The organism is Clavibacter californiensis, assembly GCF_021952865.1.
Classification (GTDB): domain Bacteria; phylum Actinomycetota; class Actinomycetes; order Actinomycetales; family Microbacteriaceae; genus Clavibacter; species Clavibacter californiensis.
The window spans coordinates 1981354-1994698 of record NZ_CP040792.1; the positions used below are offsets into that span (position 1 = coordinate 1981354).

At 73.8% G+C, this 13345-nt stretch carries 7 protein-coding genes and 2 tRNA genes; 5 read left to right on the plus strand and 4 right to left on the minus strand.

Features of this window, described 5'->3' with window-relative positions:
• Positions 1-17: 17 nt before the first annotated feature.
• Entirely contained in the window at positions 18-2561 is a 2544-nt protein-coding gene (gene pepN / locus FGD68_RS09670) for an aminopeptidase N (protein ID WP_119372346.1), read from the minus strand.
• Between the two features lie 151 nt (positions 2562-2712).
• On the opposite strand from pepN, the gene FGD68_RS09675 reads away from it, so the two are divergent.
• The 3 genes from FGD68_RS09675 (at position 2713) to FGD68_RS09685 (ending at position 4940) form a co-directional block, all read left to right on the plus strand.
• The gene (locus FGD68_RS09675) at positions 2713-3339 is read left to right on the plus strand and encodes a mycothiol-dependent nitroreductase Rv2466c family protein (protein WP_104236463.1); all 627 of its coding nucleotides are present in this window, start codon (positions 2713-2715) and stop codon (positions 3337-3339) included.
• Positions 3340-3455: 116 nt separating this feature from the next.
• On the plus strand, positions 3456-3944 hold the full coding sequence (locus tag FGD68_RS09680; RefSeq protein WP_119372345.1) for a ribose-5-phosphate isomerase: 489 nt from the start codon (positions 3456-3458) through the stop codon (positions 3942-3944).
• Positions 3945-3950: 6 nt separating this feature from the next.
• A complete protein-coding gene (locus FGD68_RS09685; protein ID WP_119372344.1) occupies positions 3951-4940 on the plus strand; it encodes an Fpg/Nei family DNA glycosylase in 990 nt (329 codons plus the stop codon).
• A gap of 232 nt (positions 4941-5172) precedes the next feature.
• Here the strand turns inward: FGD68_RS09685 and FGD68_RS09690 are convergent, their stop codons facing one another.
• The 3 genes from FGD68_RS09690 to FGD68_RS09700 all read right to left on the minus strand — a co-directional run bounded on the left by FGD68_RS09690 (position 5173) and on the right by FGD68_RS09700 (position 11469).
• Complete coding sequence (locus FGD68_RS09690; protein WP_119372343.1) at positions 5173-5658, minus strand: Dps family protein; 486 nt, start codon at positions 5656-5658, stop codon at positions 5173-5175.
• Positions 5659-5809: 151 nt separating this feature from the next.
• Positions 5810-11230 carry an SCO7613 C-terminal domain-containing membrane protein gene (locus FGD68_RS09695; protein WP_237609399.1) on the minus strand — a complete coding sequence of 1807 codons (5421 nt, stop codon included), beginning with the start codon at positions 11228-11230 and terminating at the stop codon, positions 5810-5812.
• A 165-nt stretch (positions 11231-11395) separates the two neighbouring features.
• Positions 11396-11469 (minus strand) — tRNA-Gly (locus tag FGD68_RS09700).
• A 191-nt stretch (positions 11470-11660) separates the two neighbouring features.
• Between FGD68_RS09700 and FGD68_RS09705 the strand changes: the two genes are divergently transcribed.
• Both FGD68_RS09705 and tig read left to right on the plus strand, forming a co-directional pair.
• Positions 11661-11736, plus strand: a tRNA-Pro gene (locus tag FGD68_RS09705).
• A 65-nt stretch (positions 11737-11801) separates the two neighbouring features.
• The gene (tig, locus tag FGD68_RS09710) at positions 11802-13256 is read left to right on the plus strand and encodes a trigger factor (RefSeq protein WP_104236468.1); all 1455 of its coding nucleotides are present in this window, start codon (positions 11802-11804) and stop codon (positions 13254-13256) included.
• Positions 13257-13345 lie beyond the last annotated feature (89 nt).

Genomic DNA, 13345 nt, shown 5'->3' on the forward strand with positions numbered 1-13345 from the left:
CTCGGGTGGAGCTGCAGCTACTCGGCGTCCTTCGCCTGCGCGCGGAGCGCCCGCTCGACGCCCGACAGCAGCTCGCTGACGAGGCGGCGGAGCGCCGGCGGCTCGGGGTTGGCGTCGAGCCAGGCGACGGTCGCGTCGCGCAGCTCCTCGTCGGCGAGCGGCGACGGGTAGAAGCCGCCGATGAGCGCCGCCGCGATGGCGTAGCTCCGCGACTCCCACACGGCCTGCAGGGCGTCGAAGTACGCCCCGACGTACGGACGCAGCAGCTCGACGTCGGCGGCGCGGCGGAAGCCGAGGCCCGTCGTTCGGACGATCGTGTTCGGCTCGGTGTCGGCCTCCCACACGGACGCCCACGCGGCCTGCTTGCCCTCCGCGGTGGGGAGCGCAGCACGTGCCTGGGCCGCGGACTGCGCGCCCGTCGCCGTGCGGTCGGCGGCGAGGGCCGCGTCGATCTCGGCGGTGCCGGCGCGACCTCCCGCGACGAGCGCGGTCAGCAGCTCCCAGCGGAGGTCTGCGTCGATCTCGACGCCCTCGAGCGTCTCTGTGCCGTCGAGGAGCGCCTGCACGTGATCGAGCTGAGCCGGCTCGGCCGCGACCTGCGCGAAGGTGCGCAGGAACTGGAACTGGTTGTCGGATCCCGGCACCGCCTGCGCGGTGAGCGCCCACAGCTCGGACGCGACCGTCGCGAGGAGCTCGTCGCGGTGGTCGGGCGCCGAGTACGTGGTGGCGGCGACGGTCAGCTGCGCGAGGGCGTAGCGGAGGGCCGTCGACTCGTCCTCGGTCGCGACGTTGTCGAGCACGAGGCGCGCGTAGTCGCGGGCGCGGATCTCGCCGTCGCGCGTCGCGTCCCACACCGAGGCGAAGACGAGCGAGCGGGCGAGCGAGTCCTCGAACGCGGCGAGGTGGCGCATGGCGACCTCGAGCGACGCGGGATCCAGCCGGATCTTCGCGTAGGTGAGGTCGTCGTCGTTCAGCAGCACGAGCGCGGGGCGCTGGCGCCCGACGAGCTCGGCGACCTCCGTGCGGTCGCCGTCGACGTCCAGCTCGAAGCGCTCCGTGCGGACCAGCTTCGCGTCGCGGAGCTCGTAGAAGCCGATGGCGAGGCGGTGCGGGCGGAGGGTCGGGTAGTCCTCCGCGGCCTCCTGCAGCACGGCGAACGACATGATCGCGCCGTCCTCGTCCGTCGCGATCTCGGGACGCAGCGTGTTCACGCCCGAGGTCTTGAGCCACAGGTCGGTCCAGCGCTCGAGGTCGCGGCCGCTCGTGCCCTCGAGCTCCGTGGTGAAGTCCCGGAGCGTCGAGTTGCCGAACGCGTGGCGCTGGAAGTACGCGGCGACGCCGGCGAGGAACTCGTCCTGGCCGACGTAGGCGACGAGCTGGCGCAGCACCGACGCGCCCTTGGCGTACGTGATGCCGTCGAAGTTGACCTGCACGTCCTCCAGGTCGTTGATGGTCGCGTACACGGGGTGCGTGCTCGGCAGCTGGTCCTGGTTGTAGGCCCAGGACTTCTCGCCGGCGTTGAACGTGGTCCAGGCGCCCGTCCACTCGGTGCCCTCGGCCGTGGCCAGGGTCGAGATGTAGGTCGCGAAGGACTCGTTGAGCCACAGGTCGTCCCACCACCTCATGGTGACCAGGTCGCCGAACCACATGTGCGCGAGCTCGTGCAGGATCGTCGTGACCCGGCGCTCCTTCACCGCGTCGGTGACCTTGGAGCGGAAGACGTAGCTCTCCACGAACGTGACGGCGCCCGCGTTCTCCATCGCGCCCGCGTTGAACTCGGGGACGAAGAGCTGGTCGTACTTCGGGAACGGGTACGGGTAGTCGAAGCGCTCCTCGTAGAACGCGAAGCCCTCGCGGGTCTTCTCGAACACGTAGTCGGCGTCGAGGTGCTCCATGAGCGACTTGCGGGCGAAGACGCCGAGCGGGATCGTGCGGCCGTCGCTCGAGGTGAGCTCGCTGCGGACGACGCCGTAGGGGCCAGCGATGAGCGCAGTGATGTAGCTCGACATGCGGAGCGTCGGCTCGAAGGTCCACGTGGACGCTCCTTCGGCGGCGGACGTCGGCTCGGGCGTGGGGGAGTTCGACACGACCTCCCAGTGCGAGGGAGCCGTGACCGTGAAGCGGAAGACGGCCTTGAGGTCGGGCTGCTCGAACACCGCGAACATGCGGCGGGAGTCCGGGACCTCGAACTGCGAGTAGAGGTAGACCTCGTCGTCGACGGGATCCACGAAGCGGTGCAGGCCCTCGCCCGTGTTCGTGTACATGGCGTCGGCGACGACCGTGAGCTCGTTCTCCTGCGCGAGGTCGTCGAGGCGGATGCGGACGCCGTCGCTGACGTCGGCGGGGTCGAGCTCGCGGCCGTTGAGGGTCACGGCGTGCACCGTGCGGGTGATCGCGTCGATGAACGTGGACGCGCCCGCCGTGGCGGTGAAGCGCACGGTCGTGGTGGATCCGAACACCTCCGCGCCGCGGGTGAGGTCGAGCGTCACGTCGTACTCGGACACGGCGAGCAGCGCGGCGCGCTCCTCGGCCTCGACGCGGGTGAGGTTCTCTCCTGGCATGGTGCTCCTGCTCGTCCGTGAGGTGGGTGGGCCGTGCGTGCGGACGCGCCTCGCGCGATGGAGCACCTGGCGGTCGAGGACCGCGGGTGCGGGCGGAGCGGCGCCGCTTTCGGAGCCGATCCTATTGCGTCGGCTGACCTAGGCTTGCGGCATGTCCGACGTTGAGAACAGCCCCCGCACCACCGCCGTCGAGTTCTGGTTCGACCCGTCCTGCCCCTGGGCGTGGATGACCTCGCGCTGGGTCGACGAGGTCGCCCGCCATCGCGACCTCGACATCACCTGGCGCGTCATGAGCCTCGCCGTCCTCAACGAGGACAAGGCCGACGATCCGAACTTCGCGGCGTTCCTGCCGCGCGCGCTGCGGTTCACGCGCCTCGTCGCCGCGGTCGAGGCCGAGCACGGCGCGGAGCACGTCAAGCCGCTGTACGACGCGCTCGGCACCCGGATCCACCTCCGCGACCAGAAGGACGCCGACGTCGTGATCCCCGAGGTCCTCGCGGAGCTGGGCCTCCCCGCGGAGCTCGCGGAGACGAGCCGCACCGACCGCTACGACGAGCCGATGCGCGCCAGCCACTTCGACGGCATCGAGCGCGTCGGCCAGGACGTCGGCACGCCCGTCATCGCGGTCGACGGCGTCGCCTTCTTCGGCCCCGTCATCTCGCCCGCGCCGAAGGGCGAGGAGGCCGTGAGGCTGTGGGACGGCGTCGTCGCCGTGGCCGCGTACCCGGGCTTCTTCGAGATCAAGCGCTCGCGCACCGTCGGCCCCATCTTCGACTGACCCTTTCCCGTCGCGTGCGCGACGGCCGGGCGTCCACGGGCGTCCGGCCGCAGTGCGCGCGGCACCGCCCGCGCCGCGGGCATGACGCCGCGACGCGCGGCAGGAGGGATGCACCGATGCGCATCCACATCGCGACCGACCACGCTGGCCTCGACTTCTCGAGGTACCTCACCGGGCACCTGACCGACGCCGGCCACGACGTCGTCGACCACGGGCCCACCTCCTACGACGCGCTCGACGACTACCCGTCGTTCTGCATCCGCGCGGCCCGCGCCGTCGTCGCCGACCAGCGCGCGGGCACGACCGCACTCGGTGTGGTGTTCGGCGGGTCGGGCAACGGCGAGCAGATCGCCGCGAACAAGGTCGAGGGAGCGCGCGCCGCGCTCGTCTGGAACCTGTCGACCGCGGTCCTCGCGCGCCAGCACAACGACGCCAACGTGATCTCCATCGGCGCACGCCAGCACACCGTCGAGGAGGCGACCGCCTTCATCGACGCCTTCATCGCGGAGCCGTTCTCCGCGGAGGAGCGTCACGCGCGCCGCATCGCGCAGCTCGCCGAGTACGAGACGACGGGGGCCATCGCCGGTCACCCCGTCACCGACTAGGACGCCGTGCCCGAGGGGCATTCGATCCACCGGATCGCGAAGCAGTTCGAGGCGCACTTCGTCGGCGACGTCGTGCAGGCGTCCTCGCCGCAGGGCCGGTTCGCCGAGGGCGCGGCCGTGCTCGACGGGCGACGGCTCGTCGCCGCGAAGGCCGTGGGCAAGCAGATGTTCCTCGAGTTCGACGGCGACGTCTGGCTCCGCGTGCACCTCGGCCTCTACGGCGCGTGGGACTTCGCGGGCGACGTCACGACGCTCAACCGGATGGGGCAGAACGGGATGCGCGGCGACGTCCCCGTGGACGACCGTGTCGATGACGTGCCCGTCGACACCGCAGCGGAGGACTCGCTCGCGAGCATCGGCGCGCCCCGACGGGCACGTCTCCGCATGGCCGAGCAGGAGAAGGTGCACGACCCGTTCTCGGGCGACGCATGGCCGCCGGAGCCCGTGGGCCAGGTGCGCGTGCGGCTCCTCACCGAGCACGCCGTGGCGGACCTCCGCGGTCCCACCGCGTGCGTCGTCGCCAGCCCCGAGGAGGTGCAGCAGGCCATCGACAAGCTCGGGCCGGATCCCCTCGTCGATGGCGGGAAGCGCTCCGAGGACCGCTTCACCGCGACCGTTCGCAAGAAGCCGACGGCGATCGGCCTGCTCCTGATGGACCAGGCGGTCGTCAGCGGGATCGGCAACGTCTACCGCGCCGAGCTGCTGTTCCGCGCACGTCAGAACCCGCACACGCCGGGGCGCGACCTGCCCGAGGACGTCGTGCGGGGGCTGTGGAAGGACTGGTCGAAGCTGCTGCGCAAGGGCGTCGAGGTCGGCCAGATGATGACGATGGACGGCCTGCGCGGCACGAGGCTCGACGCGGCGCTCCGCAACCGCTCGGACCGGCACTGGGTCTACCACCGCGAGGGGCTGCCGTGCCGGGTGTGCGGCACGAACATCGTGATGGAGGAGGCCGCCGGCCGGAAGCTGTACTGGTGCCCGTACTGCCAGGCGTGACGGTCCGCGTGGGCTGAGCCGGGGCTGCCGCTCCGGGGCTGCCGGTGCTGCCGCTGCTGACCTGAGCTGCCGGTGCCGCTGCCCTGGCTGCCGCTGCGGCTGCCGCTGCCCTGGCTGCCGGTGCCGCTGCCGCTGCCCTGGCGGCCGGTGGTCCGGTGCGAGACGACGGAGGGGCCCGGATCCGATCGGATCCGGGCCCCTCGACCGTCGGCGTGCTGCTGCCGCGGGCGGTCTACTCGCTGATGTGGGCGAAGAGGAACCAGCGGTCCTTCTCGAGCCCGCGCGCGATCTCGATGGCGACGTCCTGGCTGTTGACGTCGATCTCGCCGAGCTCCTGCACGGCGCGGTTCACGAGCTCCATCGTGGCGTCGATCTGGGCGATGACCTCGGCGATCGTGGCGCTCGACGGGCGGAAGCCGGGCGTGAGGGGCGCGGTGGTGGTGGACGCGGCGACGGTCTCGATGCGGGCGTCGATCGGGAGGCCGAGGGCGACGACGCGCTCTGCGGCGGTGTCCGCCCAGTCCTGCGCGTGGGCGACGAGGACGTCGAGGAACTCGTGGACGCCGATGAAGTTCGCGCCGCGGACGTGCCAGTGCGCCTGCTTGCCGTTGACTGCGAGGGCCTGGAGGTTGACGGCGACGGGGCTGAGGAACTGGGCGACGCCGGCGGCGACGTCGGCCGATGCGGAGCTGGTGGGGACGTGGACGGTGTCGGTCATGTGTTCTCTCCTCGAGCGGCGGGACGGGTCTGCGGGCTGCGGACGATGTCGCCAATCTCACGCATCCACCGGCCGCCCGCAAGCAAGCTGAGGCATGGCTTACCGGGTCGAGCGCCCTCCCGGACCGGTCCCGGCGGCGACTCCGGCGCGGTCAGCGGAGCGCCGAGACGCGGGCCGCGACCTCCTTGACGTCCCGGATGCGGCGCTCGTAGCGAGCGGCGACCGCGATGAGGACCACGCCGCCGATCCCCGCCCACGCCCACCAGGGGACGGTCGTCGATGCCTCGCGGATCCACGGCCAGAGCTGGGCGACGGCGTGCACGAGCAGGACGCCCGCGCCGATGAGGAACGGCGCGCGGAGCCTGAGGCGGGCTCCGGTGAGCAGCGTGGCGAGCGCGACGACCCCGAGTCCGACGATGCGCCACGCCGGGCTCGGGCCCAGGTCGGCGAGGAGCGGCGGCACGAGCAGGACGAGGAGCCCGGGCGACAGGTGCCGCACGCTGCCGGCCGCCGCGTCGCGGATCAGACGTCGGGCGCCGACCACGAGCAGCGCCGCCGCGATCGGCACGGTGACGGTCTCCACCGGGTCCGCGGCTCCCCAGATGACGAGGATCGCGGCGACCAGCCCGCTGACGACGAGCGCAGCGAGGGCGAGGACTCGGTCGCGCGACGGGGGAGAGGCGGGACGCTGTCCCGCCTCCTCGGGCTGGGCGGCGATCGTCGTCAGCCCGGAGGGGGAGCACGCGATGTGCATGGCGGCGATGACGCTGGCGAGGAGCGCGACGCGGAGGTCGACCCCGGCCATGCGCTCGGCGTGGGCGAGGAGGATGCCGGCGGCACCCGCGGATCCCGCACCGATCAGCGCGACCAGCCCGGCGACACGTGGCGCTGCGCGGAGCAGGGTGTCCGTGGTGGGGCACGCGCCGTCGGATGCGCTCCCCGGCGTCCACGAATCGGATGCCGAGCCGACAGGACTGCTCGCGGGCACGCCCACGGCGTGATCCCGTCGGGGGAGGTCCTCCGCGCGTCGGGGCAGGAGGCCGACGGCGAGGACGAGGACGGCGGCGGCCGAGAGCGTCCAGAGATCGGTGCGCGCGAACGTGGCCGGTTCCCGCGCGACCAGCGCGGACACCGCGCGTCCGAAGCCGACGAGAGGGACGACGAGGCCGGACGCCACCGCGGTCGCCAGGAGCAGGGGCCTCGTCGTCGAGGCGGCGTCGGTCCCGCGGAGGGCGGCCGCGGCCAGGAGGAGGACGGCACCGGCGGCACCCCCGAGCACGAGCGCCCGGACCGGCGCCCCCGTCCACGATGCGACCGCGGTGGGCAGGGCGGCGAGGAGGAGCGCGCCGAGGAGGACGGACGCCGCGCCGGATGTCCGGCCGGTGCCCTGCGTCGCGTCGTGGCGGAGCCCACGGGGGAGCCCCCGCTGGAGGAGCGCCGCGACGGCGAGCAGCACGCCGGCGGGCGGCAGGACGTAGGGCTCCACGGCGTCGATGCGTCCGCGGCCGAGCGCGACCCACAGCGCCGCGGTGCCGAGGGCGAGGGCGATCCAGCCCGCATGGCGCCGCGCACGCGAGCCCGGCGCAGATGACGCGACGAGCACGGCCACCGCCGAGAGGAGCAGGGCGACGGGGAGCCCAGGGCCGCCTGAGGCCGCGCCGACCGCGACCGTGCCGGCCACGAGCGCGCCCGTCGCCGCGTCGGCGGCATGCCGGATGGGGCCGGCGAACGATCCGGGCGCGCGTCCGGGGACGACCACCGGTGCCGGGTTCCTCAGGCGATCGGCGGCACCGACCGCAGCCACGAGCACGGCCACGATCGCCGGCACGATCAGCGCTGCCGGGTCGAGCGCAAGGTACCCGCCGCGCCAGGCGAGGAGCGCGACGACCACGGCACCGACGAGCGCCATCGCCGCGGACGCCGCGAGCGCCTCTCGATGCACGGACCGGAGGACGAGGAGCACCCCCGCACCCGCGACGAGCGACACGCTCACGACGAGCGGGCGGACGACGCCCTCTCCGGAGCCGACGGATGCCGCCATGACGATCGCCACGAGGATGCTCGTGCCCACCCAGGCCGCGCCCGCGAGGCGCGCGTCCCCTGCGCTGCGGGCAGCGCGGAGGACGAGCGCCCCGAGCCCGACGAGCAGCACGGCCGTGACCGCCAGCTGCACGTCGACGGCCGACTCCCACGCGACGGATCCCGCGGAGAGGCGGAGCGCTTGCACGCAACCCACGGCAAGGATCCCGATGCCCGCGCCGATCACGACGGCGCGCAGCAGCGGACGCACGGGGGACGCGGCGTGCCGCAGCACCGCGGCGGCCCCGAGGGCGAGTGCCGCGCAGATGCCGGTCAGGAGAAAGGGCCGGAGCACGTCATCGGGACGACCTGCGGCGACGAGCGGCAGGACGGCCGTGAGGATGCCCGCGAGGGTCAGGGCCGTGACGCCGCGGCGGACCCGTGGCCCGACCGTCGACGCCGTCACATCGGCGTCGCGGTCGACGCCCACCGCGGCGCGGTGCATGAGCGCCGCGATGAGCAGCAGCGCGCCTGCGATCGGCAGCCAGTACGCCTCCGGCGAGGTCACTTCGCCTGAGAGCAGCCGGGACCACGACGCCGCGATCCCCGTGGCGAGCGCCGTCCAGCCCCATGCGCGGCGGGCGCTGCGCGACAGGAGCAGGCCGTCGCGCGCGTACGAGAGCGTGCACGCCGTGCCGCCGAGCGTCAGCAGGGGGATCCACAGGAGCTCGCGGCCCTCGCGCGTCGGGTCGAACGAGACGGCGACGAGCATCGCCCCCGTCGCCACGGCGGTCGTGCCCGCATCCAGGGCCACGCGGAGCGCCGGGGACGTGCGCCGGTAGCCGAGCAGGGCGGCGACCGCGACGACGAGTGCCACGGCGGCGGGGATAACGCCGTGGGGAGTCGCGCCGCGGTCGACCAGCGCGCCTGCGGTGAGGACGGCGAGCAGCAGCGAGGGCGCGACGAGGGCCGCGGTCGTGAGCCGCCATCGGCGCAGGGCGATGGTCCCCGGTGGTCGCGGCACGTCGTCCTGCGCGTCGGCGCGGGGCACACGCGCGGGCAAGGGGACGCCGCGGGCACCGCCCACGGTCCATGCCACGAGGCCGGCCAGGAGGGCCGCCTGCGCCGCGATGGACCAGATCGGCGATCCGGTGAGCGCGCCGCCGACGCGGTCGCCGCCGACGATCGCGACGAGGAGCGCCGCGAGACCCGCGGGGAGCAGGACCGTCGCGAGCAGCGCGCGTCGCCGCACGCCCGGACGCCCGGGGAGCACACCGGCCACGGAGACCGTCAGCCCGCTGGCGAGCAGCACGAGCACGACCGGATCGCCGGCCGAGGCCAGCGCGCTCGACAGGGGCGCGGACCCTATGACACGCCCAGCCGTGAGCGACGGTGCGAGGGCGGCGACCACGACAAGTCCGGCGAGGGCGGCGCCTGCGGTCGCGAGGCGCCCGGCGCCCTCCGTGCGCGCGGTCCGGGATCCGGCGGCGAAGAGGAGCACGACGGCCGGAGCGACCACCCACCACGTGCTCGTGCTCGCCCAGGATGCGGCCCACGCGAGGGCGCCCGCCGCGAGCGACAGCGCCACGATCGGGGCGGCGGCGGGGACGACGGCGGGGCCGGGGTCCCGACGCGCGGAGAGCCGCCAGGCGAGAGCACCCGCGGAGGCGACGAGGTACGCGCCGGCCACGACCACGACGGGGCCCGAGGCGGGGATCGCGGCGACCACCACGGCTGCCCCGGTCCAGGCCAGGAGTCGCCGACGGGCCTGCAGGCGGTTGCCGAGGAGCGCTGCGGCCGCCGCGAGGATCCAGACGAGGACGAGTCCGACGGCCGCCGCGCGGACGTCGCCGGGGAGATCGGCGACGCCGCTCGTCCGGCCGAGGACGCCCACCGCGTCGTCGAGGGGACCGTGCTCCCAGGCGGGCAGTCCGAGGAGCAGCACGGCCGTGATGCCGCCGAGGCCGGCGATCCCGGCGGGCAGCCCGGCGAGGACGGTGACGGCCAGGGCGGCGACGGCGGCGACCCGGGACGTCGCGGCGACGACGGGGTCGTGCAGGCGGCGAGCGGCCACGTCCAGCGCGGCCGCCACGACCGCGGCCGCCACGAGCTGCAGGCAGAACGTGAGCAGAGCGGGTCCGCCCATGAGGGCGGTGACCGGCACGGCGGCCGATGCTCCGACTCCCGCGACGGAGGCGGCGAGGACGCGCAGAGGATCAGCCGGTGTCGGCGCGGTGTCGCCCGCGCCGCCATGCGTCGCCACCAGCTCCACCGCTGCCTCGGCGGGTGGTGGCGCGTCCTCACCGGTCACGTGCGGATCGGCGTCCCCGTCCGTGACGTGGCCGAGGAGATCGGCGCGGGAGGCGGGCCGTGTGAGCGCCCAGGCGTGGGCGCCGCTGGCGACGGCCGCGACGAGGAGGGGGAGAGCCGGGACCGCGTCGGGTGCAGCGGCGCTGGCGGCTCCCGCGACCACGGCGGCGGTCGCGGTCGCGACGCCCACGACACGGAGGATGCCGCGTTCCCGCGCGTCCGGGAGGGCGGCCGCGCGCGACGGGGGCGCGGCGTGGACGAGGGCGACGGCCGAGGCGGCTGCCAGCGCGAGCGCGACGCGGGTCCAGACGTCGGCTGTCGGCACGGCGCCGACCAGGAGGCCGACGGCGACCGTCAGCCCCGCCCAGCCGGCGATGCCCGCCGCGCGGATGCGGAGCAGGGGCGCGAGGACGAGGAGCGACGCCGACACGACGAGCGTCCCGACGCCGAAGTGGACGAACGGGTCGTTCGACGCGGCTCCGGCCAGGTCGTAGGACCGCACGGCCCATACGTCCAGGTGCAGCAGCACGATCCCGACGACGCCCACGGCCTCCGCGGTGCCGGGCAGGCGGCGGCGGGCGAGGACCGCCGCCGCGGCGAGCGCGGCCACGGTGACGGCCGCGGTGATCGCCGCTCGGACGACCAGCCCGTAGGTCACGAAGGCGTAGACCACGTAGAACACCGACGCGACCGAGAGCAGCACGACGCCGATGGCGAGCAGCACGGCCGGGACGCTGATCCGGCGCCGTGGTGCCGCGGGCGCGGTGTGAACAGGGACCTCGACCCTGACCGGAGCCCGCTGGAGCCGGCGTGCGTCTGCGTCGGGAGCGGGGCCGGGAGCGGGGCCGGTCGGGGCGAGCATCGCGGGAGCGCTGTCCGACGATGCCACGGGAAGCGGCGCCGCCAGCCGCGGATCGGGGATCGCGGTCGCGGGGGACCGCGCGCCGCCGACTGCGCCGGCCGTGACGACCAGGGCCCCACGGCGACGCACCGCCTCCTCGCTCCAGCGCCGCATGGCATCGACGAGGCGCTCGCGCTCCGCGATCGCCTCGACGACGCGGTGCGACGCCTCGAGCACGGCGGCGGCACCGGGCGCGCGGACGTCGAGACCGCAGCGCCCGCAGACGAGCGCGCCCAGGGGCGCGAGGCAGCCCGGGCAGAGATCCGTGCGCAGGAGGTCGTCCGGTGACGCGGCCCACGGCTGTGCCGGGATCCGCGATCCACGTGAGTCGTCCTCGACCATGCAGCCCCCCGAGCTCGCCCGATGCGGAAGCTCCCAGGCTATCCACGGATCGGGACGCTAGCGGGGTCGACGTGGGCGGCGGCGCCGCGACGCCCCGAACGGGGGATGGGCGAGCCGAAGCACGGCCTGGGGAGGAGGGCCGACGGTGCGCCGACGGGAAGACGATGGAGGGGATGACGGGAATCGAACCCGCGTGATCAGTTTGGAAGACTGAGGCTCTACCATTGAGCTACATCCCCGCGACGCCGGACGACCGCCCCCGAGGGGCCGTGCGCCGGATGCGCGGGACCCAGCGTAGCGCAGCCTCCCGTCGCCGGTGACCAGCGCCCGGCACGAGTCGGATAGGCTGTGGCACGGTCGGATCGGCTTCCGCGCGCCTGCACGAAGCAGGGGCACGGCGCCCGCCTCGACCGAGGGAATGCGTGGCAGCCGGGGCGTAGCGTAGTGGCTAGCGCGTCCGCTTTGGGAGCGGAAGACCGCAGGTTCGAGTCCTGTCGCCCCGACCACATCCCCGACGACGAAATGCCGTCTCAGCCGAGGCGCGTACCGCGATTACAGGAGAACTCCACACGTGAAGACCACGGTCGAAAAGCTGAGCCCCACGCGCGTCAAGCTCGCGATCTCTGCCACCCCCGAAGACCTCAAGCCGCACATCGACCACGCATACGGCCACATCGCCGAGCAGGTCGCCATCCCCGGCTTCCGCAAGGGCAAGGTGCCGCCGCCCATCATCGACCAGCGCGTCGGCCGCGAGGCCGTGCTGGAGCACGCCGTCAACGACGGCATGGACGGCTTCTACCAGGCCGCCGTCAAGGAGACGGACATCCGTCCCCTCGGCCGCCCCGAGGCCGACGTCAAGGAGTGGCCCGGCAAGGACCTCACCGGCGATCTGCTCCTCGAGATCGAGGTCGACGTCCGCCCCGAGTTCGACCTGCCCGCGTACGAGGGCCTCGAGCTCACCGTGGACTCCGTCGAGGTCACCGACGACGAGGTCGCGACCGAGCTCGACAGCCTGCGCAGCCGCTTCGGCACGCTGATCACGGTGGACCGCCCCGCGAAGACGGGCGACTTCGTCCAGATCGACCTCACCGCCACCATCGCCGGCAACGCCGTCGACACCGCGAGCGGCATCTCCTACGAGCTCGGCTCGGGCGACCTCATCGACGGCATCGACGAGGCCCTCGAGTCCCTCACCGCCGGCGAGAGCACCACGTTCGAGTCGAAGCTGCTCGGCGGCGACAACGAGGGCGAGACGGCCGAGATCGCCGTCACGGTCCAGTCCGTCAAGGAGCGCGAGCTGCCCGAAGCCGACGACGACTTCGCGCAGATCGCCAGCGAGTTCGACACCATCGACGAGCTGCGCGCGGACCTCAAGGTCCAGGTCGGCAAGTCCAAGGTCTTCGGCCAGGTCACCCAGGCCCGCGACCAGATCGTCGACAAGCTCCTCGAGGGTGTCGAGATCCCCGTCCCCGAGAGGCTCGTCGAGGACGAGGTCCAGCGCCACCTCGAGAACGAGAACCGCCTCGAGGACGACGTGCACCGCGCCGAGGTCAAGGAGTCCAGCGAGAAGGCGTTCCGCCAGCAGCTGCTCCTCGACGTCATCGCGGAGAAGGAGGAGCTGAAGGTCAGCCAGGACGAGCTGACCCAGTACCTCATCCAGGGCGCGCAGCAGTACAACATGGAGCCGAACGAGTTCGTCCAGGTGCTGCAGCAGAACAACCAGATCCCCGCCATGGTCGGCGAGGTCGCGCGCAACAAGGCCCTCGCGGTCGTGCTCGACAAGGCGAAGGTCGTGGACGCCGACGGCAAGGTCGTCGACGTGACCGAGTTCACGAAGCCCGTCGTGCGCGACGCCGACGCCGCGACCGAGGAGCCCGCGGCGGACGCGGACGCCGAGGCCGTCACCGCCGACGCCCCCGTGGAGGAGGCCGCAGAGGCCGCCGCCGAGGAGGCCCCGGCCGAGAAGCCGAAGAAGAAGGCGCCCGCGAAGAAGAAGGCCGCCGAGAAGGCCGCCGACTCCGAGTAGTCGTCACCGCTGCCCGTCGACGGGCAGCGACACGAGGGCCCGGGGAGCTGAAGCTCCCCGGGCCCTCGTGCGTCCGGCGGCGGCGCTCT

Excerpts from the sequence above, each read along its gene's own strand:
- pepN (WP_119372346.1), bottom strand. The coding sequence starts at position 2,561 with ATGCCAGGAGAGAACCTCACCCGCGTCGAGGCCGAGGAGCGCGCCGCG.
- FGD68_RS09675 (WP_104236463.1), top strand. The coding sequence starts at position 2,713 with ATGTCCGACGTTGAGAACAGCCCCCGCACCACCGCCGTCGAGTTCTGG.
- FGD68_RS09680 (WP_119372345.1), top strand. The coding sequence starts at position 3,456 with ATGCGCATCCACATCGCGACCGACCACGCTGGCCTCGACTTCTCGAGG.
- FGD68_RS09690 (WP_119372343.1), bottom strand. The coding sequence starts at position 5,658 with ATGACCGACACCGTCCACGTCCCCACCAGCTCCGCATCGGCCGACGTC.
- FGD68_RS09695 (WP_237609399.1), bottom strand. The coding sequence starts at position 11,230 with ATGGTCGAGGACGACTCACGTGGATCGCGGATCCCGGCACAGCCGTGG.